The following is a 25,505-nucleotide window of genomic DNA, read 5'->3' on the forward strand; positions in this document are numbered from 1 at the left end:
TTTGACGTTTGTCTGCCACATCACTGCTCACGCATCTACAATTACTGCACGACCTTATGAGCGGACAGCTTCTTGTCAATCACAGCGAACAGTTGCAAAATGATGCGGTAATTCGCGCCCAAGTCCCCTAGCGATCCGCGTGAAGCAGAATAAATATCCACCGCACTCCGAACTGGCGAGACGGACAATATGGAAACGGTAATGTCGACGGTTCTACCGAACGCCGTTCGCTTCTCTAACGTAATCTCACCTACGGATGCTACCTCATGGAGTACCTTGTAGCCAGGAATTTTTTTCAAAATAGATGATACTTCTTCCCAAGCCTTGTCTCTCGATAAGTTATAATAGCGTGTCTTCATTTGGGGGTCCTTGACCCGGTCGCTTGTACCTTCTTGGCTGCGCACAATCCCTACCAGAGTCCTCTTCAACGACAAGACATTTCCTCCTTCACGATAATCGTTGCCATAATGCAGCACATCGGTTTTTTGCTGCAAGCGCTTTATAAAAACGTTAAACAACAAAAAATTAACCGACCATACCTGTGGTATGCGACCTTAGTACCTCATGTCTTAGTTTAACATTGTTGCATACAAAAAACACCCTGTTTCTGCACGAAGCATGAACAGAGTGTATTCATTATCTTTGGAGTACCCGCCGATGCCGTTCGACCATAGCGTCTTCTGAACCTGCTTTAGCAGGTGGGTGACCGCAGAATAAACTTTTGAAGTCCCCTTGTCAGGAATTGACAGGGCTTTTCAGCTATTCATCCGTATAGATCTCCCTAGACATTGTCATTGGTTCAAAACAACAAATGACCGTAACGTGCATCGCAGGATGTGACCTTATTATAGCGCTTCTCACTCAGAAAGTAAATGCTAGGAGAAATATGTTTTATTTTTAGGGGTTATCACTTTTTTTGTCTTCAATGCTTGCCGTATCTTCATCTTTCTGCTTCATCTTTTCCATTTGATCCTGCATTTTGAGGAACGTTCCGTAAAAGTTAAAGAAAGCGAACCAGGCAACCACGCTGCCAATGAAGAATAGGAAAAGCACAGGATATTTGACTCCGATAAATATAACAACAGCGCTGCCGAGTAGGGTAGAAAATACACGAAATGGTCGAATCAGCGTCAGTAACACCGCATTTTTAATAATTTGTCCGGTAGACATATGATAATGAGCCACCATCGAAAAGAAGTTAAACATAGACACAAGCAAAATAATGATAAGAATAAGCATAATTACGCCGACGATTTGCAGGTTGCTGAGTTGTGTCATATACACGGTATAATCCACATACATGATGACAAACAGCAACGTGTAAAAGATACCCCCGATCAAACTTTGCTTATAATTCTCTTTATACCCTTTAAAAAAGGTACGAAACACGCCCGTATCGGTATCGCCCATTACCCATTTGCGAACCACTGTAAACATAGCCGATGTGGCTGGAAATAAAGTAAGCGGTGCCAAAATAGCCATCGCCCAATTCATTTGTAAAGACTCATTAGCCAAATTCTGATTCATTACAAGTAGTTTCAGTATGAGGCAGAACACAAAAGGCGACGAACATAACACCCATAACAAATTTGTAGCCGCCAGTCGGGTAATCCACTCGGTCAGGCGGTAAATACCACCCATAGCTCCTTTAAACTCCAATGTTAGTCTCTCCCTCCGCAAGCCTTGGCAGTTCCAAGACTCATGTTGCTATGCCTATAAATTCCGGCTCTTGACTATATCATACCGTATTTCAGCCCTAATACGCCAGTGAAATCAATACGTGACCCATTAAAGCAGATCTCTAAAAGGTTCATACATACTGATTAATCATAACAAAAAAGTCGAAGCTTCATCTGCTTCGACTTTTCATTATTTCATTTCTTATTCGGAAGAGGAATCTTCACGTCTTGCAGGACGACGAGTTTCTCCATTGCTGCTCGGGCGTGGTTTGCGATCTCCACTGTAGCGGCTTCCGGAATCACGGTTGTAGCCACCGCCTTCTTTGCCACGGTTGTAACCGCCATATCCACCTTTGCTTCCACTACCGCCGCTACCGCCAGAACGGTTGGAATTGTAACCACCGTTGCTGCGACCGCTATAGTTAGAAGGCTTGCGACCGCCAGAACGCACGTCTGGTTTACGACGTTTTGCACGGATTGGATCTTCTGGAGTCAGTTCAATCGACGCTTCTCTCTTCTCACCAGTCATCAGCTTCAGAGCTGCAGAGAGAAGTTGTACAGAATCATATTGCTCCAGCATTTGAATAGCCAAACCTTTATATTCGTTCAGCTCACCGCTTTCTACAGCTTCTAGGAGACGTTCAGCAATGATACGTTGTTTACCTTCCAGAGCTTCAGCCAACGTTGGAAGCGGCTTGCGTGGAATGCGGTGACGAGTTACACGTTCGATAAAGTGCAAATGGTCAATTTCACGAGGCGTTACGAAAGACCAAGCTTCCCCTTCTTTACCTGCACGTCCAGTACGTCCAATACGGTGAACATAGCTTTCTGGATCTTGCGGAAGGTCAAAGTTCACAACGTGAGTTACGCCGGAAACGTCCAAACCACGGGCAGCTACGTCAGTCGCTACGAGCACGTCGATGCTTCCGTCACGGAATTTACGCATTACAGCATCACGTTGGTTTTGAGACAAGTCACCGTGTAAACCGTCTGCAGAATATCCGCGTTTTTGCAGAGCTTCAGCCAGCTCGTCTACCCGACGCTTTGTACGACCAAATACGATAGCAAGTTCTGGGGATTCCATGTCGATCAAACGGCTCAATGCTTCGAATTTTTGACGCTCAGGAACTTCGATATAGGCCTGATCAATCAGTGGAGCACTAACTTGTTTAGGAATAACTGAAACATGCTCAGGATTTTTGAGGAATTGCTCAGCCAATCTTTTAATATTAGGAGGCATTGTAGCCGAGAAAAGCATCGTTTGACGCTCGTCTGGAACTTGCTTCAGAATGGATTGAATATCTTCCATGAAGCCCATATCCAACATTTCATCTGCTTCATCCAAAACAACTGTGTTTACATCTTCCAGCTTGATGGTTTTGCGATTAATATGGTCAAGCAAGCGTCCTGGCGTACCAATAATAATTTGAGGTTTCTTTTTCAAAGCACGAATCTGGCGTACGATATCTTGTCCACCATAGATTGGCAAAGTACGAAGACCTTTGAAACGGGAAAGTTTTTCGATTTCTTCAGCTACCTGGATAGCAAGCTCACGTGTTGGTGCCATGATCAGGGCTCTGATTTTTTCGTCGCTTCTAGAAATTTTGTTAATCAGCGGAATACCAAACGCAGCGGTTTTACCAGTACCTGTTTGGGCTTGGCCAATCATGTCTCTGCCTTGCAGTGCAATCGGGATGGATTGGGATTGAATTGGTGTTGCTTCTTCAAAGCCCAGTTCTGTAATCGCCTGAATTACTTTCGGTTCAAGATCAAATTCTGCAAATGTCGTCAAATTTATTCAAACTCCTTCATAATGGTGGATGTGGTGGACAATCCACAATGTTGTCTGTATTCTTAAGTAGCGATATTATTGTATAAGTTTTCCCCAATACAGTGAAGTTTATTTAGACCTATAACTGTATCTTTCTGTAATGAATTTGGGGAACCTATCCGATACATCTTAAACGAATTTATCCTTTTTAAAACAGTTTAAATTTTAAGTGTTTCTCTGGACATAGGTCCCTACTCAAGAATATCCACATCGCATTATAGCACAGAACAATTCATGAATACCAGCAAGTTGCTTCCCGTATAATTTAAATGAGGTGAAAATAAGTTGTTAAAAATAGTGTTAAACTGCTTAATTGTCATTCTTGGAGCCGCTGCCATTGCATGCGGTTTTAATCTGTTTCTCGTGCCACACCACTTGCTGAGCGGGGGAGTAGCCGGTCTTTCCATGTTAATCGGCTACTTCACAAAATTTGATATCAGCGCGATGTATTTTATTATCAATATTCCGATGCTTATTGCAGGCTGGTTTATTTTAGGCAAGCGTTTTATTAGCCTGAGCATTTTATCCGTTGTCGTTACAACGTGGATTTTGGCCTGGGTGCCGGTGCAATCTGTCGTGTCGGACCCCCTGCTAGCCTCCGTTTTTGGTGGGGTGATGATCGGCGTTGGAGCAGGAATTTCCTTTCGGGTAGGGGGTTCAACGGGCGGTTTTGACATTATCGGTTCCATCGTCACTCGTTATCGTGACTTCCCCGTAGGAACTGTACTGGTTGGCATGAATGGACTGGTCATTCTTGCAGCAGGATATTTGAACGATGATTGGAATATTGCACTTGCGTCCATGCTATCTATTTTTGTGACTGGCAAGGTATTGGATCAAATCTATGTCAGTCACACGAAGATTACCGTCTACATTATTACAGAACACACCGACAAGCTACTGGAGCGGATGTTGACCACACCACGCGGTGTTAGCAAAATAAAAATTGAAGGCGCATTTTCACATACCGAAAAGGACATGCTGATGACTGTCACGACACGCTACGAGCTAGTTGAATTAAAACGGATCATTAAAGAAGTGGACCCTTCAGCTTTTGTCAATATTGTGGAAACGGTTGGGGTGATGGGTTCATTTCGCCGAAGATAAGCACAAACCCAAGTGTCAAAATACAGTTTCTGTGGTACACTATATGTGCGCTGTTCCCATAGTATATAAAGACCAGCTTTACCTGCTATTTCACAGGCACTTTGCTTTTCCGAATCGTATTGAATGATTCTTTTGGAATGATTCCGAGCAGGAAAGGGTGATTTTTGTGGAAATGGAAACGGTAAAACTGTCCGACATTGTCTTAAGATGGTACCCGGAAATGCTCCCTTCTCTCAAAAAGGATGAGCTGAACTCGATGATTGTGCTTCGGGACGGGATGGCCATACTCAAGCCAACGGATGCGCTAGAAATTATTCAGTACAGTATTTGCGAGCATCAAGACAATAATTATCTTCAATAAATTTCTTTACCAAGTGCCGCTTCTTCCGGTTACATCTAACCGCGAAGAGAGCGGCATTATTTATGCATTTTTATGGATTCAATGAACACAGGTTGGGTTAATCATGTAAGACTGTGCCTGATGATTCCAGTATTGGTTACAAGCGTGTTGTTTTTCGATACATAACTTTACGTATAATCAGGTAAGCGACATACATAAGGGAGAGAGTTAGGAAATGAATATGATTTGGGCAATTATGCTATTGGCGATGGGGATAGGCGGAAACGGCGATCAGTCAGCCAACGCTCCAAATGTAAAAGATACGGTGGCAACAACAATTAGTAGCGCCATGATCCAGGCTCAGCACAATAATATGAAGGTGGATGCCTCCAATCCTCCAGTTAAAATTGACCCACAACCGACGACTCCTGCTATCAAGGGTATCTATGTCACGGCTTATAGCGCAGGCGGTTCGCGTATGACTCAGCTGCTTGAACTGCTTGACAAGACAGAGCTCAATTCCATGGTTATTGATATTAAAGACGATGCAGGTTACATCACTTATCCAACGACCAATACCGAGCTGCTCAAATTGGGCAAGCCGCAAAAATTCATTGGGGATATTTCCGGTTTGATGGACCGATTGAAAAAGCATAATGTTTACCCGATTGCTCGTATTGTCGTATTTAAAGATACGGTACTGGCTAACAAAAATCCCGAGATGTCTTTCCGTAACCCTGACGGCTCTGTCTGGAAAAACGGCAAAGGAGACGGGTTCGTCAATCCCTATAATAAAGAAGTATGGGATTATAATATCGCCATCGCTAAGGAAGCAGCCAAACTTGGTTTTAAGGAAATTCAATTTGACTATGTACGTTTCCCCGAAGGCTTTGAGAAAAGAGCAGACAAGCTGAAATATACCAAATCAGATCAATCTCGCTCGGATGCAGTCGCTGAATTCGTACAATATGCCCGTAAAGAGCTTGCTCCATTAGGTGTACGAGTATCGGTAGATATTTTCGGATATGCCGCATCCGTTCCTGCTGCGGAGGGGATCGGACAGGATTTCACTAAAATCTCCGAAAATGTGGATGTCATTTCGCCCATGGTTTATCCAAGTCACTACACCACAGGCTGGTTCGGTGTAAAAGACCCCGATAAGAATCCATACCAGACGATTAAAGGCTCCATGGCCGATACACACAAAAAGCTCGATCCGACGGGCAAGCTAAAGCCAATTATTCGTCCTTGGATCCAGGATTTTACCGCAAGTTGGTTGGGGAGCGGACATTATGCTAAGTATGGAAAATCTCAAGTAGAGGACCAAATTCGAGCGCTTAAGGATATGAAAGTGGATGAATATCTACTTTGGAATGCCACAAACCGCTATACTAGCGGAGTAACATACAAATAATTTATCTCTCCGGACTTTTTATTATTTTATATAAAATCTAGAAATTATATAATCATTTCGAAGGCTGTCCCGTTGTTTGGCGAACGGGTGCAGTCTTTTTTATTACTGTTCAAATGTAGCGGTATCCCTTACAATAAATACTTACATGTTATGATACATACGAATAATCAATCCCTAGTAAATGAGGAAAACAAAAATGCAATTGACTCTAACAACGGGACAGAAATGGAAGCAACTTTTCTACATTTTGTTCCCTATCCTGATTACCCAGCTTGCACTATCTGCCATGACTTTTTTTGATACGAATATGTCGGGACACTTTTCCCCTGCCGATCTGGCTGGAGTAGCCATTGGAGTAAGCCTATGGGTTCCTGTACAAACAGGCCTTAACGGAATACTTATGGCTATCACGCCCATTGTATCTCAATTGGTAGGAGCACAGCGCAAAGATAAAGTCTCCTACTATGTCATTCAAGCACTTTGGCTCTCTCTCGCCCTGTCTATGGTCGTTTTGATTGCTGGCATCATTTTGGTCAAGCCTATTTTGAACGGTATGAATTTGGAATTGAGAGTTCATAATGTGGCCCTGTACTATCTTTGTGCGATGGCTTTCGGGATTGTTCCTCTATTTGCCTACACTGTGCTCCGAAGCTTTATGGATGCATTGGGACAAACCCGCTTTACGATGTTCATCACGCTCATGTCGTTACCCATTAATGTATTGTTGAACTATCTACTTATTTATGGAAACTGGGGTTTTCCGCGTCTGGGGGGTGTAGGCTCCGGGGTGGCAACGGCAACCACCTACTGGATCATCATGCTGGTCGCCGGTATCACTACGCATCGTGGAAAAATATTTACCGAATATCGAATCTTCAGCAAAATATACGGGATTGCAGCTGGTGCTTTGAAAGAGCTCATCAAGATTGGCGTACCGATTGGATTTGCTATATTTTTTGAGACTGCCGTCTTTTCAGCCGTCACTCTCTTCATGAGTAGCTATAATACAGCTACCATAGCCGCACATCAGGCCGCCATGAACTTTGCATCTACGCTGTACATGATTCCACTCAGCATTTGCATGGCACTTACGATTCTAGTTGGCTATGAAACAGGGGCTGCTCGTCCGCGGGATGCCAAAGCTTATAGTGTAATGGGGATTAGCAGCGCAGTAGGTCTATCACTGATTACAGCTATTGTACTGCTTATCTGGGGTGAACAGGTCGCTCGACTTTACTCCACCGATCCGCAGGTCATTCAATTGGCACAGCATTTTCTAATCTATGCGATTTTCTTTCAGATATCTGATGCTGTCGCTACACCTACACAAGGAGCGCTACGCGGGTATAAAGACGTCAATCCAGCCTTTTTGCTCACATTCCTCTCCTATTGGGTCATTGGGCTTCCTGTAGGATATATACTGGCACGCTGGACTTCATTGGGGCCCTACGGCTACTGGATCGGTTTGATAACAGGGTTGGCTGTAGGCGCTATTTTACTTCTCTGGCGTCTGGTGAGAGTACAACGTCGTTTCGCCGAAAAAAAACAACACGCAGAGGCTATTTAGCCTTTGCGTGTCTCGATTACATATGCTGCGCCTAAAGTTATTCGTTTTTTCTCCACAATAGCCACTTCGTTCAGCTTGGGAGGATATAGAAAGTGTCTCTCCACATGTTGTTCAATCTCTTCAAATGCCTGTTCTTCATTTTCAGCAGCGATAATGACGGTCAGCGCTCCTTCCGAACTGTCCACTTCGATTTTGAATAGGTACATATATGACTACCTCCTGATAGGACTCAAAGCTAAAAAAATAGCGGATGACTCGGGTCATCCGCATAATTTTGATCATTTCCAATATCAGAGCCGATCTATTTTACATAAAGGCTCTTATTATTGGGACAAACGCAAGGCCAGCTCATAAAGCTCCATATTGAAATCTTTTTTGGTATTTACAACCTTGTCAATATCTGTAGCTACCAACTTACCGTCGATCATTCCGCAAGCCTTGTCAGATATGCCCTCGATCAATTGGCGAACAGCAAAGTCACCCAAACGGCTCGCCAGGTTGCGGTCAAACGCTGTTGGTGTGCCTCCACGTTGGATGTGTCCAAGCACTGTAACACGAGGCTCATAATCCGGACAGTTTTCTTGGATAACTTGTGCTACTGTTTCACCTTTGCCTACACCCTCAGCAACGATAATGATACTGTGGCGTTTACCATGCTTAAAGTTTTGTTTCATCCGGTCGGATACTTCGTTCAGGTCAAATTCTACCTCAGGCACCAAAATCGTTTCTGCGCCAGAAGCCAGACCCGCATGCAGAGCAATATCACCACAATGACGTCCCATAACTTCCACGATAGAAGAACGTTCATGGGATGACATCGTATCACGCAGCTTGTTGATTGCGTCCACTACGATACTAACCGCCGTATCAAAACCAATAGTGTAGTCCGTGAAGGAAATGTCATTGTCAATCGTACCCGGAAGACACATCGTTTTAATGCCTTGCTTGGTCAGTTTATTAGCTCCTTGGTAGGAACCGTCGCCACCAATCACGACTACGCCGTCAATTCCACGGTTACGCAAAATTTGAGCGCCTTTTTTCTGCCCTTCTTCAGTCGTAAATTCCAGGCATCTTGCAGATTGAAGTACAGTTCCCCCACGTTGGATGATATCTCCGACGCTTCTCAGATCCATTGGAAAAATATCGTCGTTCAAAAGGCCTTGATAACCACGTTGAATCCCGAATACTTCCAGTCCAAAATACAATCCGCTACGTACGACGGCGCGAACTGCCGCGTTCATCCCTTGTGAATCTCCACCACTTGTTAATACTGCAATTTTCTTAACTGCTGTCATGATTTATGACCTCCTCAAAATAATCATATAAGCCTTCTTATCCATCGACTGTTTAATAAGAAAAACAAACGCATGAGCGGACTATTTTTCATTAAACGTCTCGAAACAGCGCGAACGTCCTGCTGCTCGCTAACTTTAGGGTCGGATAAATATAAAGCCAGCAATCCCTCGATAATCATCCGGTGAAAGGAGCTGGCAGGGACATCTGCAATATCAGCCCGCGCCCGATTCACAACGTAGGCGATCCGGTCTAGCACCATGTCGGTATCTTCATAATAATTGCAAAAGTTAAGATCTCCGCCCTTCCGGTCTTCGTCTTGATCGATTAGATAATCCAGCAAAATATGAAGACTGCACACATGTGGAAAATACGATGCATGTATTGAGGCAGCCCCTGCATCTGTCAGATGCTGGTCGCTGGCAGCAAGAAACAGCATAAAGACCCCCAGAGTTGAACCGGTAGCCGCAGCAAACTCATTCCAGCGCAACTCTGGTGTACGGTCTTTATGAAGCGACCACCAATCCAAAAGCGCTTGTTCCCGCAGCTCGGGTTTAATATGCTTGTATACTTGCAAATCCGTGTATAATCGCGCCAAATCCTGAACGTAAGGCATGGCCGCCTCATAGCCCGGAAGCCTGCTTACACAAGACTGACAGGTTGTCACCAGCCTGGTCAAATAACCGCCATCCTCCTGCTCACGACGCAACTCATAATAATTCACTGGCCTAGCCGTCGGATTAACCGCATCCAGCATAGCCTGATGCAGTAGCCTGAAATCATCCGGGTCCATGGACGTACTGCGATCACACAGGTTGTCCAGATAATCACTAATGGTCTGATACGCTACGATCAGCGGAATTAGCGTCTGCCGGGCAGACATATTGGCAGCGGCATAAACCGCTCCACCCACGCAGTGAAATGTCTTATCCGCTATGCTCGCAAGCGCCTGGCTTCGCAGCTCAGGGTCCGGAATTTGTTCGGCCTTGCTCTTCCAGTTACTCAATTCTAGTTTCGTTTCAGGGAGAATGTGCTTGTACATTCGGCTCATTAGACCTATGGGGCCTCTCGGTACTTGATAACGTCCTTGCTCAACATAACTCAAATGACGGTGCCTCCACATTGTTGTCTACGTAATTATACCTATCCAAACCATATCCATTATAATATGATCGTCCTTTTAGCACAAATGAACAACCTCACTTTTTTCTTTAAAATTCAAGAAAATGAGCTATTCTTACAAAAAGAATTTTATACCTGTAATGTTTTATTAGTCAAAAATAGGAGTTACACAAAATCTATCCTTATAAGACTTTAATCGCAAATAGTATAAATGGCCTACCTATCCCTTGTCCTCTGCGGGCTTCATGGCTTGGATTCCCTCTCCCATGCTTGCCTGCTTCCATTTCCCGAAAGCATAATAGTAAATGACTGCTACGGCAGAAATAGCAAAACCAACAGGGAAGCTCCACCATACAGCATCTAGACCATACTCATTGACAAATACATAGGCCAAAGGTATACGAATACCCCATAATGAAATAATGGTAATTAAAAGCGGTATCATGACGGAACCCGTTGATCGAACAACACCTGTAATGACATTGGTAACACCGAATATAACAAAAGACCACAAGGTGATCATATTAATCCGCATTCCCAATTCCAATGCACCCCCCGTAGATGGAAGGAACATGAGCAAGGCCTGACGGTTAAACACGTAAATTAATACCACAGCTCCACCTGTCAACACAAAATTATACACAATCCCAATCCAGGTTGTCATGCGCACTCGATCCCAACGTCCGGCTCCGATATTTTGAGCGGCAAAGGAAGATACAGCTGCACCTAACGCCATTGCTGGCATCTGCACATAGCTCGACAAATTATTGGCTGCTGTATAAGCTGCTGCTGCCACTGTCCCGTAGCCGTTAATCAGATTCATTAAAGCAATCGCGCTGGTGGAGACAGCAATCATTTGCAACCCCATCGGCACTCCCTTACGGATTAGGGTCCAAATAATCTTCCAATCAAATCTGAGTAAATGAAGCTCTGAAGATGTAATGCGCAAAAAATATTTTACTCGATATAGGTAAATGAGGATCAAAACAAAGCTGATCCCTTGAGCGATCAGGGTAGCAGTAGCGGAACCTCCAATGCCCATAGCGGGAATCGGTCCCCATCCGAATATTAACAGCGGGTTGAGTAGTACATCCAGTACGACGGAAACGATCAGAAAATAAAATGGTGTTTTGGAATCTCCAGCCCCTCTCATTACAGTCATTATGTAGTTATAGCCGTACAAAAAGGGCATGCCTGCGAAAATAATACGCGTATACGTGATCGCCATATCCACTGATTCGGCAGGTGTATTGAGTACATGAAGAATCCAAGGCGCACTCAAAAATCCGATAATACCTATAGCAAAAGCGAGCACCAGAAAAAAGACTGCACTTGTACCTACTATACGCTTGGTTTCAGCTACGTCTCCTGCTCCGATATTTTGTCCGATCATAATAGTGGCAGCCATGGTAACGCCAAAAATCGAACTGATAAGAAAAAACATTATAATATTTCCGTTGGAAGCGGCAGTCAATGCGGCTTCTCCCAGAAACTTCCCCACCCAGATCGAATTGATCGTTCCATTCAGGGATTGCAGAATGTTTCCGAACAGCATCGGCAAAGAGAACATAAACAGCGTTTTGGCAATAGGACCTTCAATCAGGGAAGGCTTACGACTAGCCTCTGCTGCACTCATTTTCTCAACTCCTTCAATTTGAAATGTCTTCTGCCTAGTTTTATTACGTATAATACCCTATTCCTGCTCAATCTTCTCATATCATAAACGTATTTACGCAAAAAAGCGCAGTCCCTTAAATTAAAGGAACTGCGCTCTCAATTCATAGTTTAACCGTAATATATAAGACATCCGTAGAAACGGAACCATTCTTACAATTCAGTTACACTTACAGTTTGATTACGTTAGCTGCTTGGGGTCCACGGTTACCTTCAGTAATTTCGAATTCAACCGCTTGACCTTCGTCCAAAGTTTTAAAGCCGTCGCCTTGGATTGCGGAGAAATGTACGAATACGTCCTCGCCACCATCCATTTGAATGAAGCCATAACCTTTTTCTGCGTTAAACCATTTAACTGTACCTTTCAAGTGAACAACCTCCTAAAAATACCGCCATCTATGGCGAATATCCATATTATACTTCATGCTTTTTCACAATGCAATTGATGTTTTTCCGGGTTTTTCGGGCTGGAATGATTTGCTTTTGCGGCGGAAACTGCGGTATCATGAACCAAAACATCTATAAAATCGGAGACATGCATATGATGAAAAAACACGAAATATACAAAAAAGACAATTGGAACATGATGACTGTCGAGGTGCAGGGCCGTTACATCGTTCTACGGGAAATATCCGATGATTGGGGCGAGGAAGCCCACACGTTTTTAAGCCGTCCGGCGCTAATGCATTGGGCTCAAAATCGGTTTCCCAAGCAGTCCTTTCAAGATAATGAGGAAGAGTGGCAGCGGATCATGAACGCTTTCAAACAGGTCTAGCCTATTCATGGTGTCCAACAGCTATCTCATCTTCATTATTCTGGCCTTCACGCTGGGCGGAGTGCTGATCATGAAGCGTGATACGATACCGACTCCTCTCAAAAAGTGGATGGCCCTCACTGCTGTAATCATGGTTTGCCTTGCCTTTTATCTCATTGTATACAGCTTATTAAATATAGGTTCCAACCCACAGTAAGGAAAATTATACTTTCGGGCGTAAGAGGTCATACTATGGCATAACAAGCCATGGTATAAGGAGGATCTGCCGTTACATGCATCCTGTAAAACCTCTTGCCCTGCTGCTTACGGTAAGCGTGGCGGTTTCTTCGTTTTGGCATCCGTCCCTTACTGCCGCAGCTCTACCCCACATTACGTTCGATCAGAGGAGGCTCTCCATGAGTGAAATTGTAAAACGCGCTGATGCGCCAGTGGAAAATACATGGAAACTGGAAGATTTGTTTCCCAACCGCAAAGCATGGGATCAAGAATACGAAGAAGTCAAACAACTAGCCAAAAAGGCTGAACAATTCCAAGGTAAGCTCAATTCAGCAGAGTCGATTGGCAGCTGCTTTAAATTGGAAGATGAATTGTCGCTTAAAACCGAGCGTGTATATGTGTACGCACATCTGCATCATGATGAGGATACAGCTGAACCTACATACCAGGGTCTTTCGCAAAAAGCCAAAAAATTAGGCGTTGAGGTTAGTGAGTCTCTTTCTTTCGTGACGCCTGAAATTTTGGCATTGCCGGATCATCAGCTCGATGCCTTCATTGAAGATCCGAAGCTTGCAGATTATCGGTTTACACTTCAAGAAATGAAGCGGGAAAAAGCACATATTCTGGGCAAGACAGAAGAAGCGTTGCTCGCTCAGGTTGGCAATCTGGCTCAAGCCCCGCAAACGATTTTTGGCATGCTCAACAATGCCGATCTGAAGTTTCCAAAAATTAAGGATGAAAACGGCAAAGAGGTTGAGCTGACTCATGGCAGCTACATTCAATTCCTTGAAAGTCCGCACCGCGAAGTTCGCGAACGTGCTTTTAAAGCGGTATATGACACATATGCCAAAAATAAAAATACAATTGCTTCTACACTAAGTGCCAATGTAAACAAAAATATTTTTTATTCTCGTGTTCGCAAATACCCTTCTGTACTGGAAATGTCACTGTACGGTGACAATATTCCGAAGGAAGTGTATACGAATCTCATTGATACCATTCATGAAAGCTTGCCCCTGCTCCATCGCTACATCAAGCTGCGTAAAAAGTTGTTAGGTGTGGATGAGCTCCATATGTATGATTTGTTCGCTCCACTTGTGGACGAATACAAGATGGACATTACGTATGAAGACGCCAAAAAGCAAACAAAGGAAGGCCTTAAGCCACTGGGCGCGGACTATCTGGCTTCGTTGCAAAAAGGCTATGATGAGCGCTGGATTGATGTATACGAAAACGAAAACAAACGTACTGGTGCATACAGTTGGGGAGCTTATGGTACCCACCCATATGTGCTGCTGAACCATAAAGATAACCTGAACAGCATGTTCACACTTGCTCATGAAATGGGGCATGCGTTGCATTCGTACTATTCAGACAACGCATTGAAGTATAGAGATGCACAGTACACCATTTTCCTGGCTGAAGTGGCATCCACAACCAATGAAGCATTGCTAATGGACTACCTGCTGAACAAATCAACCGATCCGAAAGAGAAAATGTACCTTCTCACCTACTATGCAGATCAATTCCGCACAACGGTATTCCGTCAAACCATGTTTGCGGAATTTGAGAAAATTGTACATGAACGCGCTGAACAGGGAGAATCCCTTACACCGCAGCTTTTATCAGAGATTTACTATGATCTGAATGTGAAATATCACGGGCCTGGTATGAAGGTAGACAAAGACATTGAAATGGAATGGGCACGGATCCCTCATTTTTATAACAGTTTTTACGTCTACAAGTATGCTACTGGCTTCTCGGCAGCAACCAGTTTCTCGAAACAGATTCTGGAAGAAGGCCAGCCAGCCGTTGACCGTTACTTGGGCTTCTTGAAGAGCGGTGGCAGTGATTATTCAATCAATATTTTGAAAAAAGCTGGCGTTGACATGTCCTCTCCGCAGCCGATCCGCGAAGCGATGAGCGTATTCAAAGAAGTCATTACAGAAATGGAAAAGCTAACTGAAGGAAAGTAAAACCGTGCGCACTTAAAATCCAGCATTGAAATGATGCACGGATAAATCCCTTGTCCATGGCGGGCAAGGGATTTTATAATGTAACGGGAGGAGGTGGCATTTTGAAAACACAATGGTCTTTGATCGCAGCTCTTGTTATTGCTTTGTTAACAGCTGTATTTGCTGTTATTAATGTGAATTCGGTTCAAGTGAACCTTCTATTCAGTAGGGTTAGCATTCCTTTGATTTTGCTTATTCTTGGTTGCACTCTTCTAGGTGGACTTATTGTCGGTTCTTTCGGTATTTTCCGCCAATATAGGCTTCAGAGAGAGATTAAACGTCTGACTACTCAGCTTCATACACTACAAGAAGAGCACACATCCACGGTGGAAGCAAACGCGGATGTGACCTATAACGCGACGGGTTCTTCCAGCACAGGGTCTACATTCGACCAAGATATAGAGCAACCGTCCTCTAACCCTGATCGGTTGTCCAAATGAGGAGGAGCAACAAATGACGATTCAATTAAATGAAGATTATATGATGAACTTTTTAAATCAGCTACTGAACACACCTAGTCCCAGTGGGTATACACACCATGTGATGGAGCTGATTCGTAAAGAAGCGGAAAGCCTCGGGGTACAAATCGAATGGAATGCAAAAGGCGGTGCCATCTTGACTCTGAAAGGTCAGGAAAAGGACCATACGATGGCGCTGAGCGCACATGTGGATACATTGGGCGCAATGGTGCGTTCCATTACAGCACAAGGCACCCTACGTCTGACATCCGTCGGCGGCTTCATGATGAACAGCATTGAGAACGAATACTGCCTTATTCATACCCGAAGCGGACAAACGTATACAGGCACTATTCTGTCCAGCCATCCATCCGTGCACGTCTATGATGATGCACGGAGCTTTGAGCGCAAAGAGAGCCATATGGAGGTACGGATTGACGAGCTTGTCGGGTCAAAAGAAGACGTGCTTCAGCTCGGTATTGCGGTGGGCGATTTTATTTCGTTCGATGCGCGTCCAGTCGTAACACCCAGTGGATTTATCAAGTCACGCCATCTGGATGATAAAGCTAGTGTAGCTGCACTGTTTGGTTTACTGGAATCTGCTGTACATGGAAACTGGAAGCCTCGACATACCGTTAAATTGCTCATTTCTAACTATGAGGAAGTGGGGCACGGAGCGGCTTACATACCCGAAGGAATCAGTGAGATGATAGCTGTCGACATGGGCTGTATGGGTGAAGATCTGAGCTGCAAGGAAACGGATGTTTCTATCTGTGCCAAGGATTCCTCCGGGCCTTACGACTATATTATGACGACCCGTCTGATTGAGCTTGCCAAAGAGCTGAATATTCCGTATGCGGTAGATATTTATCCGCACTACGGTTCAGACGCTTCGGCTGCACTAAGAGCCGGTAATAACATCCGTGCTGCGTTGATCGGCCCTGGCGTACACGCCTCCCATGCCATGGAGCGCACGCACAAGCAGGCCGTGGTGAACACTGCACGTCTGCTTGCAGCTTATGTGATGGTTTAATTCGAACGATAAAAACCGACCTGTTCCACTGGAGAATAGGTCGGTGAAGGCTTAGTGAAAGGAAATCACAGCTATGGATCTAAAAAAACTACGTTACTTTATCGCAGTAGCGGAAGAACTGCATTTTAACCGTGCTGCGAAAAAACTGAATATCACCCAACCTCCCTTGAGCCAACAAATTCAAAGCCTTGAAGAAGAGCTTGGCGTGAAGCTTTTAGAACGAACCAAGAGACAAGTTCGACTTACGTCAGCAGGAGCGATATTTTTAGAAGAATCCAGAAACGTGGTTGCTCAATTAGAAAGATCTATTAAGATCACACAGCTTGCAAGTCAGGGGAAATTCGGACAATTATCCATCGCTTTTGTAGATTCAGCCTCTGGCAGTCTGATGGTTAATGCCTTGAAGAAATTCCGTGAGCGTTTTCCAGATGTGAAGCTTACGTTATTTGAAATGACATCTGTCCAACAACTGAAAGCCATACACGATGGCAAAGTTCATGTGGGCTTTCTGCGCTGTGCAGATCCATCTATACATATCACTTCTCGTCTTTACACCAACGAATCACTCATGGCCGTTCTTCCACAAACACATCCGTTAGCCCACCATTCAACCTTGTCTTTACGTTCTTTAGCGGACGAATCTTTTATCCTGTCTCCGCCTCATATGGGAGCTTCTTTTCATAATCTCATACTCGACTTTTGCGGACAACACGGATTTCAGCCTCAAATCGTACAGGAAGCCGTTCAAATGTATACGATCGTTAACTTGGTAGCGGCGGGTATAGGTATCTCCATTGTCCCCTCTTCCGTTTCTGTCTTTCAACGCAGTGATGTCGTATTTCGTTCCTTTCAAGAAGAGTCTCCGTCCATCCCACTTTATGCTGCATGGAAAACAGGTGCACATGAAACTGTTCTGACTCATTTTCTGGAAGTGGTTGAAGAAACAGCTTGTAACGAAGAGTTAGACATGTAGATCTCCCTGATCGTATATCTTAACCTGTTTTTCTCGGATCACGTTCAACAATACCATTTAAGATGCTATCCAATTGTCTCATGACCTGCCCATCTAGACGGACACCCGCAGCTTTTACGTTCTCTTTAACCTGCTCGGGCTTGGAAGCACCGATAATAGCTGAGGACACTTGCGGGTTTTGTAAAACCCATGCGACTGCAAGCTGGGGTAGCGTCAGTCCGCATTCTTCTGCAATCGGCTGAATTTTCTTTACTGCCAAAAGGACTTCTTTACGTAACCATTGTCCAGCCAAACGTTCGAAAAATGGTGACCCTGCTGTCGTAGAAGCTCTTGATCCCTCGGGTAACGGCTTGTCTGCTGCATATTTACCAGAAAGAATACCTTGTGCCAGAGGTGACCAAACCACCTGCCCAATCCCTTCCTGCTCACAAGCGGAAATCACTTCAGCTTCAATGACACGCCACAGCATGGAATATTGGGGCTGACTTGCCACGAAAGGGACCTTTAATTCCTTAGCCAGAGCGGCTCCTTGCTTTATCTGCTCTGCTGTCCACTCGCTTACTCCTACATACAAAACCTTCCCTTGCCGCACCAAGTCGGATAAGGCCAAAAAAGTTTCTTCAAGCGATACGGTTGGATCAAAACGGTGTGCATAATATACATCAATATAATCCGTTTGCAGGCGTCGAAGAGAAGCATGGCAGGCCTCCATGATATGTTTGCGAGACAGCCCTTTATCATTCTGTCCGGTACCTGTGGGATGAAAAACCTTAGTACATAATTCAATACTTTCACGGCGTATTCCCTTTAAAGAATGACCTAAAACCGTTTCCGCCATGGTATCCGAATACACATCAGCAGTATCAAACGTGGTAATCCCTGAGTCTAGTGCAGCGTTTACACAGGCTTGCGCTATAGTATCATCCACTTGAGCACCGTGGGTGATCCAGTTTCCCAATGCGATCTCACTTACCATTAATCCACTTTTTCCAAGTTTACGATATTCCATTTTTAATTCCTCCCTCCCATATGCAATCCATTATACCCACCGTAATTTAATATTAGAAATATATAATTCACGCACTTTTAATATGAAAAACATATTAATAATTCGATAAAAAAAGCAAGCCTCCACTCTGAATGGTGACTTGCTTCTGTATTTTTAAGATTTACTTTGTTCAATCTGCTCGGCCAGCTCATTCAGGTAGGTCCAGCGTTCCATTTGATGCTCCAGATGCTGTTCGGCCTTCACTTGCTCAGCCATGAGCTCCTGTAGTCGTGCTGAATCACTGAAAGACTCTTCCATCTGTCGCTGAATGTCGGCCAACTTCTGTTCGGCTTGTTCAATCATTTCATCAATTTGCTCATATTCCCGCTGTTCCTTAAAGGTGAATTTGAGCTTGGTTTTACTTGTCTCCTTGACTGAATCAGAAGGACCCGCAGACTTAGGCGCGGAAGAGCGATTCGAGGAAGCCGTACTCGTCGAGACAGACGTATTCACAGAAGATTGAGCATTTTTACTGATCCATTCTGCATACTCGCTATAGTCCCCTACATGTACTCGTACCTGTCCATCCCCTTCAAACGCCAGTATTTTGTCCACTGTCCGATCCAGGAAATAGCGATCATGAGAAACAATAAAAACCACGCCTGGGAATTCATCCAGATAATCTTCCAAAACGGAAAGGGTCTGAATATCCAGATCATTTGTTGGTTCATCCAGCAATAGCACATTCGGTGCCGACATCAGAACACGAAGCAGATACAAGCGCCGTTTTTCGCCTCCAGACAGCCTCGAAATAACCGTCCATTGCGCGCTTGGTGCGAACAGGAAACGTTCCAGCATTTGTGCAGCTGTAATCGTCGAACCGTCTGCTGTACGAATCACTTCGGCTTCTTCCTTAATATATTCAATGACACGTAATGATTCGTTCATTTCCTGATGTTCCTGAGTAAAATAGCCAAGCTTCACCGTCGGTCCCAGCACAACGTTGCCGGAATCCGGTTCTATATGCTGGGCAATCATTTGGAGCAGAGTGGATTTCCCACTACCGTTAGGACCTAGGATACCAACACGATCACCAGGAACCGCAATGTAGCTCAAATCCTGTATCAGCTTACGAGAATCTACCGATTTGGACAGATGCTCGATCTCCAAGATCTTTTTACCCAGACGTGTGGAGGCGACGGACATATCTACAGATCCAGAACGAGCTTCCGGTTGCTGATCCCTAAGCTGCTCATATCGGTCAATACGCGCTTTCTGCTTGGTGGAACGAGCCTTTGCTCCACGGCGAATCCAGGCCAGCTCATTACGCAGCAAGTTCTTCCTTTTTTGTTCCGTAGACGCTTCCCGCTCCTCACGTTCTGCCTTCAGCTCCAGAAAACGGGTATAGTTAGCCTCATAACGGAAAAGGCGGCCATGATCCAGCTCCAGCATGACATTTGCAACTCTATCCAGAAAATAGCGATCATGCGTGATCATTAACAACGCACCACGTCTTTTTTGCAAATATTGCTCCAACCATTCAACCGACTCATTATCAATATGGTTTGTAGGCTCGTCCAGAATGAGCAACTCGCAGGGTTGGATCAAAGCCGCTGCCAAAGCCACCCGCTTGCGCTGCCCGCCGGATAGAACGCCCATACGAGACTCAAACTGGGTGATCCCCAGTCGGGTAAGTATATTTTTGGCCTCACTCTCCAGCTGCCATGCCTGGAACGTATCCATTTGCTGACTTGCTCGCAATAGACGGTTTTGAAGCTCCTCGCTACCTGGATTTAATTCCAACAACTCCATGGTTTCCGTATATTCACGGACCGCTTTCATCTCAGGCTGGTTGCCATGAAAAATATGCTGGAGTACCTTCATTTCGGGATCAAACTCCGGATTTTGTGCTAGATACTGAATTCGCACATCGTTGTTCACTGCAATATTGCCATCATCTGGCGGCTCTAATCCGGAAATTACCCGTAAAAACGTTGATTTACCGGTGCCATTTACACCGACGACTCCTATTTTGTCACGTTCATCCATACCAAAGGAAGCATCCTCAAACAACATTTTCTCGCCATAGCTTTTCGTTATATGTTCAACGGTCATAATATTCATACGGATTCCCTACTCTTCCCCAATTTTGTGATGCATCCTGTTTATTTTAACACAGACATAGCCAATGATTAAAAAAACCGTTACCTGAACGAAGTCAGTACGGTTTTTTAGCAACAAGATGTGTCAGGATTTTTGTATTCCGGCTTTACAGCCATGCATAAATAAGTTCGCCACTAATTCAGCCGTCTGATCCACGTCACATTCGCGGAAATCTTGATTCAATAAAATATCCATTTTTAGGCGTTCCAACATACCAATGAATGCCTTCGCATGAAACTCGGACTGCTGTACACCCTCTGACGCCAGTTTATTGTTGACCAAATCAGTATAGTCCTGAATAAATCCCCGCATAAACTCCATTAGATCGGGGTCACTGTTGGGGGTCATAAAAAATAATTTAGTATGCTGCTTGCGCTTGAAATAGTAGTGCAGATGCAAATTCGCCATCCGCAGCAGTCCTTCTCCCAAAGTACGATTAATTAATGCACCTTGCATTTCGGCTAGGTATTGCTCACAATCTCTACGTGTGACTGCTGTAAATAGCTGCTCTTTGCTTTTAAAGTACAAGTATACTGTGCCTTTGGCAACTCCCGCTTGTTCTGCAATCTCTGAAATTTTGCTTTCATAGAAGCCTTTGGTGCCAAAGACAGCGTAAGCTGCGTCCAAAATAGCTTCATATTTATCTCCGTGTATATCGCCCATCTTAGCACCTCCTTATACAAGGATTGATACACGGTCAATTCTTATAACAGTTAATTCCTTGTAACGATCTCCAGCCCCGTATTCAGAGTATAAAAAAAATACCTGCAAGAGCGACCAATCCCCCGAAAATAGAACTAATGCTATTCACTCGATCATTACTCATCCAACGCCAGCCCCGTACATAGACCGTCGTTTGTCCACAATGTGAGTCTACTTCTACTTCCCGTCCGCAAACCGTGCAGGAACGCATCATTTGCACCGTAGCACCAAGATAGGAATCAGCAAAGGCCCCGGCGCTACCGGATATACCTCCAACCAGTGCCCACAGCCATAACGGCAAGCTCGGGGTTCCCATGACGTGTCCAAAGCCCCATGCACCTATGCCGATCAGTACACCCCCAGCCAAGGCCGCAGCCGTTCCCAATACAGAGACTCCTCCTGAGGTTCCGGGTGCCAGCACCTTCCCGTTAAGCACCGAACGGGGTGGCCTACGACTCAGGCTGCCAAATTCCGTTGCCCACGTATCGGATGTGACCGTAGCCATGACACCGACAAAAGCCAGCTGCCACATTACATGGGGCCATATCGCATAACCCAGGCATAACAGCATACCTAATCCCCCATTGGCCCATACTTGGCCTGCATCCCGGTTTCCAGTTTTGGCATACGATTTTTCCAGTTCAGCCTTGCGCTCCTTTTTGAACCTCGACAGAAGGGTCGACGTGATAAAGAACAAGAGCAATGTGCCGAACCAGAACAGGTTACCCGCCCCATAATATACAGTTCCCATCAGTACAGCCGCGGCAAAGCCAGATAAGGTTAAGGATTTTTTATAAAATGCAGCTCCGGCCACCACAGCAGCACAAAGCAATCCGATGATCCAGTCCATGATATACCTCCGCTTTTGAAATGAATCTCCGTTTTTCTTTTTCGTTCTGTATATTATTGTACAACGCTCTACGCTTATATAAAAGCCGTGTCCCATGCTTTGGCACAGGACACGGCCTTCACAATGCTTATCTACGGGAATCTCTCTTTACTCCCATCCACCAAGAACTTCCCTTTTTTAATCCTCTTCATGGATGCCATTCACAAATTTATGCGATGGTGAAGCTTCCCTGACGATCACTTCCCCAGAAAAGCTCAAAGCGATCCCCACTTGCTGTAGGCCCTACTCCTGCTGGAGTACCTGTGAAAATAATATCGCCCTCGCCCAGTCCATAATGAGTCGCTATATATTCAACGATATGCTGGATAGAAAAAATCATATCCTTAACATGTCCACGCTGCACTTCCTGTCCATTTTTGAGCAAGGAAAAATCCTGATGCTCCAGCATGTCCAATTTTTCTAAAGGCAGGAATGGTGTCACGGGTGCAGACGATTTAAAGCCTTTGGCGGCGGTCCATGGATGGCCTTTTTTCTTGAGCACACTTTGTACATCACGTAGTGTAAAATCAATGCCGAATGCAAATGCGTTCAGACATGTATCTGCGGACATGCCTGGTTCGTATTTACGTCCTACAGCCACAACCAGCTCAGTCTCAAAATGAATATCTCCTTGCCCCTGAGGAAGCTCCAGCGTGGCGCCATCCAGCGGTACGACTGCATGAGACGGCTTCAAAAAAATCATCGGTTCTGCGGGAACCTCATTACCCAGCTCCTCCGCATGCAGCTTATAATTGCGTCCGACACAGTAAACATTACGAATATCCACGTTCATCACGATCCGTCACCCTTCCCGCGTATGTAGTTCAATTGATTAACGAATAAGTTTACGTATATAGTGCCACATCCGGTGCTTGGAAAGCAAAAAAACCTGCTCCCAGCGATCCGGCCAATTAGTGCAAATCATCAATTCAGGATGCAATGAGGACAATTTCCGCATTATACGGCGGTCATCCACCGTCCACGCCATGACAGTAATACCGCGGCCAGTGAGATCTTTCATCAGGTTTCGATCCAAACGCGGATAGCCTATGGATAAAAAAGTGCATTGTAGCTGCTCCAGTTGCGTTGCCAAATCATCTGGACGCGCGTCGATAATCAATCCGGTACGGATCTCAGGAGACAGCTCCTTAGCCCGGCGTAATGCGGCACGCTCAAAAGAGGTTAATACCACCTCTCCCTCCATCCCTCTCATCACAATTTCACGGAGTACGGCTTTTTCCAATCCTGGATACATGTCACCAGCGGTTTTAAGCTCAATATTGAGCGATACGCGGCCATGACATAAATCCAGTACCTGTGCGAGGGATGGGATCATTTCTCCACGGTATTCTGCACTTTTCCAGCTACCAGCATCAAGTTGTTGCAATGCTTTCCAGTCCGAATCCTTTACTCTCCCTGTACCATTCGTCGTTCGCTCTAGCGTAAAATCATGAATTACTACCGGAACACCATCCTTTGACAGCTGTACATCCAGCTCAATCCAGTGTACAAATGGTTGCTCCAACGCAAGCTGAAAGGCTGCCATCGTGTTCTCGGGAGCAATCCCCGAAAAACCGCGGTGAGCCACGCACAAATGATTCATCTTGTTATGACCTCCATCCACAAAGGAGTCCCTCATACGATCGTTCCGTCAATCCCATATAAAAAATTTCTTTTCGAACTTCTATTGAGCGCTTACTGTACCATCCGTCCCTATCGAGACATTTCCCGGTGACAGTGCCGCCACTCTCTGCAAAATTTTGCTGGCCTCCGTATCCTTCAATGGGATTGGTTGACCTAGCTCCGCCCGGTAAGGGGTCAGCTTCATTTCGCAAGCCCCTTTTCGGGTACAGGTTGCCTGAAATATCGCTGTATCCCAAGTGGCTGGCACCGTTGATTTAGAAAAAATAAAATTGCCTGTGCTGTATGCAATCCATTTACCTTTATATTGTTCCATCCCTTGAAGCACATGTGGATGACCGCCAATGACAAGATCAGCTCCAGCATCAATAAAAGCGTGCGATAACTCGGTTTGATGAGGCTCAAGTGCAGTAGCGCGCTCCTTCCCCCAATGGGCAATGACAATAACCAGATCAGCCTGCATTCGTGCCTCACGGATGGACTTTACGATAGCGGTCGAATCATAGGCTCCTGCTACACCAGGCAGTTTGGCGCCCGCATTCCAGTTGGCTTCAGGCATGACACGTGTAGTCCCCAACAACGCAATTTTGATCCCTTTACGTTCAAAATAATGCGGCGCATACGCTTCTTTTGCATTACGTCCGGCTCCAGCATGGGCAATACCTTTTTCATCCAGATATTTCAGTGTATCCAGTAATCCGCCTGTGCCCTGATCCAAAATGTGATTGTTGGCCAAATTGACAGCGTCTATCCCTGCCGCAGCCAACCCAGTTAACGCCTTGGGCGAAGATTTATACACATACGTTTTATTTAACGCACCCACACCATTCGTTGTCACGGGCGTTTCCAGATTGGCCATCGTCAGATCGTCTTTATGAAACAAGTTTCCGAGATATTGATACGGAAAATCAAACCCATTCTGCTCCAATCGCTGCTCAACTTTACCAGAAAATTGCACATCCCCTACAAAGTGAAGCGTGACTGTCGGAGAACCTGCATCGTCTTTTTTTGATTTTTTCACATCCTCCGTTCCTCCCTTATCGGCGGATGGATTACCGTCGTATACATCCTTGGACATATCGTTCCCTGCCTGCCCGTCTTTCCCCGAGGATAATTTTGCTCCTGAAGAGCTGCCTTCGGGAGCATTTGTGTCAGACGTTGTCGCGGGACGATGGCTTGTGTCTGAAGCAGCAGATTGCTTCGTTTCATTGTCAGCAAATTGCTTATCTGCATGGGGGTCTTCGTCCAGCTGTTTATTTGACAAGGCTGTATCATTTTCACTGACCGAGGGAGTAGACCTCTCTTCACTAGCAGATCCCGTTTGGATTTTCTTCTCCGTTTGCGAATACCCGCCATTTTCCGCAAGAGAGCCACTGTTGTCGTGTTCAAATATGTAATAATAACCGAAAAGACCTACGATCATAAGCAGTAGGACCAGATTCGTAATGATCCAAGCCTTGCCTATTTTTGGTTTTCTTGCTTTCTTGCGACCTTCATTTCGCTGTGATCTGGGAGGGTACATTCTTCACTCCTTCTATGCTATTGCATTTGCATAACTTCTTTATTAGCTGGCGAATTTACACCTTCTCCATTATATATCAAATTTCAATATAAATAGAACCCCT

25 protein-coding genes and 1 other RNA gene are annotated in these 25,505 nt (G+C 45.0%); 10 read left to right on the forward strand and 16 right to left on the reverse strand.

The genetic code is table 11. The features are described from left to right. Positions 1 to 41: 41 nt before the first annotated feature. The 4 genes from MHB46_RS05485 to MHB46_RS05500 all read right to left on the reverse strand — a co-directional run bounded on the left by MHB46_RS05485 (position 42) and on the right by MHB46_RS05500 (position 3,471). Complete coding sequence (locus tag MHB46_RS05485) at positions 42 to 434, reverse strand: DUF1499 domain-containing protein (RefSeq protein WP_013309718.1); 393 nt, start codon at positions 432 to 434, stop codon at positions 42 to 44. A 210-nt stretch (positions 435 to 644) separates the two neighbouring features. After that, a non-coding RNA gene (ssrS, locus tag MHB46_RS05490) (6S RNA) lies at positions 645 to 839 on the reverse strand. Between the two features lie 58 nt (positions 840 to 897). Then, complete coding sequence (locus MHB46_RS05495) at positions 898 to 1,659, reverse strand: YesL family protein (RefSeq protein ID WP_061828600.1); 762 nt, start codon at positions 1,657 to 1,659, stop codon at positions 898 to 900. A 222-nt stretch (positions 1,660 to 1,881) separates the two neighbouring features. Next, a complete protein-coding gene (locus MHB46_RS05500; protein WP_029516709.1) occupies positions 1,882 to 3,471 on the reverse strand; it encodes a DEAD/DEAH box helicase in 1,590 nt (529 codons plus the stop codon). A gap of 324 nt (positions 3,472 to 3,795) precedes the next feature. On the opposite strand from MHB46_RS05500, the gene MHB46_RS05505 reads away from it, so the two are divergent. From MHB46_RS05505 to MHB46_RS05520, 4 genes are all read left to right on the forward strand, one after another. After that, on the forward strand, positions 3,796 to 4,617 hold the full coding sequence (locus MHB46_RS05505) for a YitT family protein (protein WP_165175841.1): 822 nt from the start codon (positions 3,796 to 3,798) through the stop codon (positions 4,615 to 4,617). A gap of 172 nt (positions 4,618 to 4,789) precedes the next feature. Continuing rightward, positions 4,790 to 4,978: a hypothetical protein gene (locus tag MHB46_RS05510; RefSeq protein ID WP_080683009.1), complete on the forward strand. Its 189-nt coding sequence runs from the start codon at positions 4,790 to 4,792 to the stop codon at positions 4,976 to 4,978. A gap of 214 nt (positions 4,979 to 5,192) precedes the next feature. Continuing rightward, positions 5,193 to 6,371 (forward strand): putative glycoside hydrolase, encoded by a 1,179-nt coding sequence (locus MHB46_RS05515; RefSeq protein ID WP_341161792.1) that lies wholly within the window; start codon positions 5,193 to 5,195, stop codon positions 6,369 to 6,371. Between the two features lie 196 nt (positions 6,372 to 6,567). Then, positions 6,568 to 7,938, forward strand: coding sequence for an MATE family efflux transporter (locus tag MHB46_RS05520; protein WP_341161793.1), 1,371 nt, complete (start codon positions 6,568 to 6,570; stop codon positions 7,936 to 7,938). Here the strand turns inward: MHB46_RS05520 and MHB46_RS05525 are convergent. The 5 genes from MHB46_RS05525 to MHB46_RS05545 form a co-directional block, all read right to left on the reverse strand. Further along, the gene (locus MHB46_RS05525; RefSeq protein ID WP_341161794.1) at positions 7,935 to 8,144 is read right to left on the reverse strand and encodes a DUF3906 family protein; all 210 of its coding nucleotides are present in this window, start codon (positions 8,142 to 8,144) and stop codon (positions 7,935 to 7,937) included. The genes MHB46_RS05520 and MHB46_RS05525 overlap by 4 nt on opposite strands. Before the next feature lie 117 nt (positions 8,145 to 8,261). Beyond that, the gene (gene pfkA / locus MHB46_RS05530; protein ID WP_061828603.1) at positions 8,262 to 9,233 is read right to left on the reverse strand and encodes a 6-phosphofructokinase; all 972 of its coding nucleotides are present in this window, start codon (positions 9,231 to 9,233) and stop codon (positions 8,262 to 8,264) included. Positions 9,234 to 9,256: 23 nt separating this feature from the next. Then, positions 9,257 to 10,336: a tetraprenyl-beta-curcumene synthase family protein gene (locus tag MHB46_RS05535; RefSeq protein WP_061828604.1), complete on the reverse strand. Its 1,080-nt coding sequence runs from the start codon at positions 10,334 to 10,336 to the stop codon at positions 9,257 to 9,259. A gap of 237 nt (positions 10,337 to 10,573) precedes the next feature. Beyond that, entirely contained in the window at positions 10,574 to 11,989 is a 1,416-nt protein-coding gene (locus MHB46_RS05540) for an MATE family efflux transporter (protein WP_341161795.1), read from the reverse strand. Positions 11,990 to 12,197: 208 nt separating this feature from the next. Continuing rightward, complete coding sequence (locus tag MHB46_RS05545; protein WP_341161796.1) at positions 12,198 to 12,395, reverse strand: cold shock domain-containing protein; 198 nt, start codon at positions 12,393 to 12,395, stop codon at positions 12,198 to 12,200. Between the two features lie 173 nt (positions 12,396 to 12,568). Here MHB46_RS05545 and MHB46_RS05550 point away from each other — a divergent pair, with 173 nt between their 5' ends. The 6 genes from MHB46_RS05550 (at position 12,569) to MHB46_RS05575 (ending at position 17,497) form a co-directional block, all read left to right on the forward strand. Further along, positions 12,569 to 12,802: a hypothetical protein gene (locus MHB46_RS05550; protein WP_013309704.1), complete on the forward strand. Its 234-nt coding sequence runs from the start codon at positions 12,569 to 12,571 to the stop codon at positions 12,800 to 12,802. 7 nt (positions 12,803 to 12,809) lie between these two features. Continuing rightward, positions 12,810 to 12,998, forward strand: a complete 189-nt coding sequence (locus MHB46_RS05555; protein ID WP_025715827.1) for a hypothetical protein — start codon at positions 12,810 to 12,812, stop codon at positions 12,996 to 12,998. 199 nt (positions 12,999 to 13,197) lie between these two features. Continuing rightward, positions 13,198 to 14,994 (forward strand): oligoendopeptidase F, encoded by a 1,797-nt coding sequence (pepF, locus tag MHB46_RS05560; RefSeq protein WP_341161797.1) that lies wholly within the window; start codon positions 13,198 to 13,200, stop codon positions 14,992 to 14,994. A gap of 56 nt (positions 14,995 to 15,050) precedes the next feature. Next, complete coding sequence (locus tag MHB46_RS05565; protein WP_341161798.1) at positions 15,051 to 15,473, forward strand: LapA family protein; 423 nt, start codon at positions 15,051 to 15,053, stop codon at positions 15,471 to 15,473. Positions 15,474 to 15,486: 13 nt separating this feature from the next. Continuing rightward, a complete protein-coding gene (locus tag MHB46_RS05570) occupies positions 15,487 to 16,524 on the forward strand; it encodes a M42 family metallopeptidase (protein WP_341161799.1) in 1,038 nt (345 codons plus the stop codon). A gap of 73 nt (positions 16,525 to 16,597) precedes the next feature. Next, positions 16,598 to 17,497, forward strand: a complete 900-nt coding sequence (locus tag MHB46_RS05575; RefSeq protein WP_341161800.1) for a LysR substrate-binding domain-containing protein — start codon at positions 16,598 to 16,600, stop codon at positions 17,495 to 17,497. Positions 17,498 to 17,516: 19 nt separating this feature from the next. Here MHB46_RS05575 and MHB46_RS05580 read toward each other — a convergent pair whose 3' ends face one another. From MHB46_RS05580 to MHB46_RS05610, 7 genes are all read right to left on the reverse strand, one after another. Beyond that, the gene (locus MHB46_RS05580) at positions 17,517 to 18,506 is read right to left on the reverse strand and encodes an aldo/keto reductase family protein (RefSeq protein WP_341161801.1); all 990 of its coding nucleotides are present in this window, start codon (positions 18,504 to 18,506) and stop codon (positions 17,517 to 17,519) included. A 153-nt stretch (positions 18,507 to 18,659) separates the two neighbouring features. Then, positions 18,660 to 20,609: an ABC-F family ATP-binding cassette domain-containing protein gene (locus MHB46_RS05585; protein WP_341161802.1), complete on the reverse strand. Its 1,950-nt coding sequence runs from the start codon at positions 20,607 to 20,609 to the stop codon at positions 18,660 to 18,662. Positions 20,610 to 20,732: 123 nt separating this feature from the next. Then, positions 20,733 to 21,311, reverse strand: coding sequence for a TetR/AcrR family transcriptional regulator (locus MHB46_RS05590; protein WP_250261805.1), 579 nt, complete (start codon positions 21,309 to 21,311; stop codon positions 20,733 to 20,735). Positions 21,312 to 21,393: 82 nt separating this feature from the next. Then, positions 21,394 to 22,200 carry a DUF92 domain-containing protein gene (locus MHB46_RS05595; RefSeq protein WP_341161803.1) on the reverse strand — a complete coding sequence of 269 codons (807 nt, stop codon included), beginning with the start codon at positions 22,198 to 22,200 and terminating at the stop codon, positions 21,394 to 21,396. A gap of 208 nt (positions 22,201 to 22,408) precedes the next feature. Further along, positions 22,409 to 23,032, reverse strand: coding sequence for a fumarylacetoacetate hydrolase family protein (locus tag MHB46_RS05600; RefSeq protein ID WP_341163687.1), 624 nt, complete (start codon positions 23,030 to 23,032; stop codon positions 22,409 to 22,411). A gap of 39 nt (positions 23,033 to 23,071) precedes the next feature. Next, entirely contained in the window at positions 23,072 to 23,842 is a 771-nt protein-coding gene (locus MHB46_RS05605) for a glycerophosphodiester phosphodiesterase (protein ID WP_341161804.1), read from the reverse strand. Between the two features lie 81 nt (positions 23,843 to 23,923). After that, entirely contained in the window at positions 23,924 to 25,402 is a 1,479-nt protein-coding gene (locus tag MHB46_RS05610) for a CapA family protein (RefSeq protein WP_341161805.1), read from the reverse strand. Positions 25,403 to 25,505: the final 103 nt, after the last annotated feature.

It is taken from the genome of Paenibacillus sp. FSL H7-0703, assembly GCF_038003485.1.
Classification (GTDB): Bacteria; Bacillota; Bacilli; order Paenibacillales; family Paenibacillaceae; genus Paenibacillus; species Paenibacillus polymyxa_B.

What these genes read in the sequence shown, in the direction of transcription:
- MHB46_RS05510 (WP_080683009.1), top strand. Translation starts at nt 4,790, where the DNA reads ATGGAAACGGTAAAACTGTCCGACATTGTCTTAAGATGGTACCCGGAA.
- MHB46_RS05515 (WP_341161792.1), top strand. Translation starts at nt 5,193, where the DNA reads ATGAATATGATTTGGGCAATTATGCTATTGGCGATGGGGATAGGCGGA.
- MHB46_RS05520 (WP_341161793.1), top strand. Translation starts at nt 6,568, where the DNA reads ATGCAATTGACTCTAACAACGGGACAGAAATGGAAGCAACTTTTCTAC.
- MHB46_RS05525 (WP_341161794.1), bottom strand. Translation starts at nt 8,144, where the DNA reads ATGTACCTATTCAAAATCGAAGTGGACAGTTCGGAAGGAGCGCTGACC.
- pfkA (WP_061828603.1), bottom strand. Translation starts at nt 9,233, where the DNA reads ATGACAGCAGTTAAGAAAATTGCAGTATTAACAAGTGGTGGAGATTCA.
- MHB46_RS05540 (WP_341161795.1), bottom strand. Translation starts at nt 11,989, where the DNA reads ATGAGTGCAGCAGAGGCTAGTCGTAAGCCTTCCCTGATTGAAGGTCCT.
- MHB46_RS05550 (WP_013309704.1), top strand. Translation starts at nt 12,569, where the DNA reads ATGATGAAAAAACACGAAATATACAAAAAAGACAATTGGAACATGATG.
- MHB46_RS05555 (WP_025715827.1), top strand. Translation starts at nt 12,810, where the DNA reads ATGGTGTCCAACAGCTATCTCATCTTCATTATTCTGGCCTTCACGCTG.
- pepF (WP_341161797.1), top strand. Translation starts at nt 13,198, where the DNA reads ATGAGTGAAATTGTAAAACGCGCTGATGCGCCAGTGGAAAATACATGG.
- MHB46_RS05565 (WP_341161798.1), top strand. Translation starts at nt 15,051, where the DNA reads ATGGCGGGCAAGGGATTTTATAATGTAACGGGAGGAGGTGGCATTTTG.
- MHB46_RS05570 (WP_341161799.1), top strand. Translation starts at nt 15,487, where the DNA reads ATGACGATTCAATTAAATGAAGATTATATGATGAACTTTTTAAATCAG.
- MHB46_RS05575 (WP_341161800.1), top strand. Translation starts at nt 16,598, where the DNA reads ATGGATCTAAAAAAACTACGTTACTTTATCGCAGTAGCGGAAGAACTG.
- MHB46_RS05580 (WP_341161801.1), bottom strand. Translation starts at nt 18,506, where the DNA reads ATGGAATATCGTAAACTTGGAAAAAGTGGATTAATGGTAAGTGAGATC.
- MHB46_RS05585 (WP_341161802.1), bottom strand. Translation starts at nt 20,609, where the DNA reads ATGAATATTATGACCGTTGAACATATAACGAAAAGCTATGGCGAGAAA.
- MHB46_RS05590 (WP_250261805.1), bottom strand. Translation starts at nt 21,311, where the DNA reads ATGGGCGATATACACGGAGATAAATATGAAGCTATTTTGGACGCAGCT.
- MHB46_RS05595 (WP_341161803.1), bottom strand. Translation starts at nt 22,200, where the DNA reads ATGGACTGGATCATCGGATTGCTTTGTGCTGCTGTGGTGGCCGGAGCT.
- MHB46_RS05600 (WP_341163687.1), bottom strand. Translation starts at nt 23,032, where the DNA reads ATGAACGTGGATATTCGTAATGTTTACTGTGTCGGACGCAATTATAAG.
- MHB46_RS05605 (WP_341161804.1), bottom strand. Translation starts at nt 23,842, where the DNA reads ATGAATCATTTGTGCGTGGCTCACCGCGGTTTTTCGGGGATTGCTCCC.
- MHB46_RS05610 (WP_341161805.1), bottom strand. Translation starts at nt 25,402, where the DNA reads ATGTACCCTCCCAGATCACAGCGAAATGAAGGTCGCAAGAAAGCAAGA.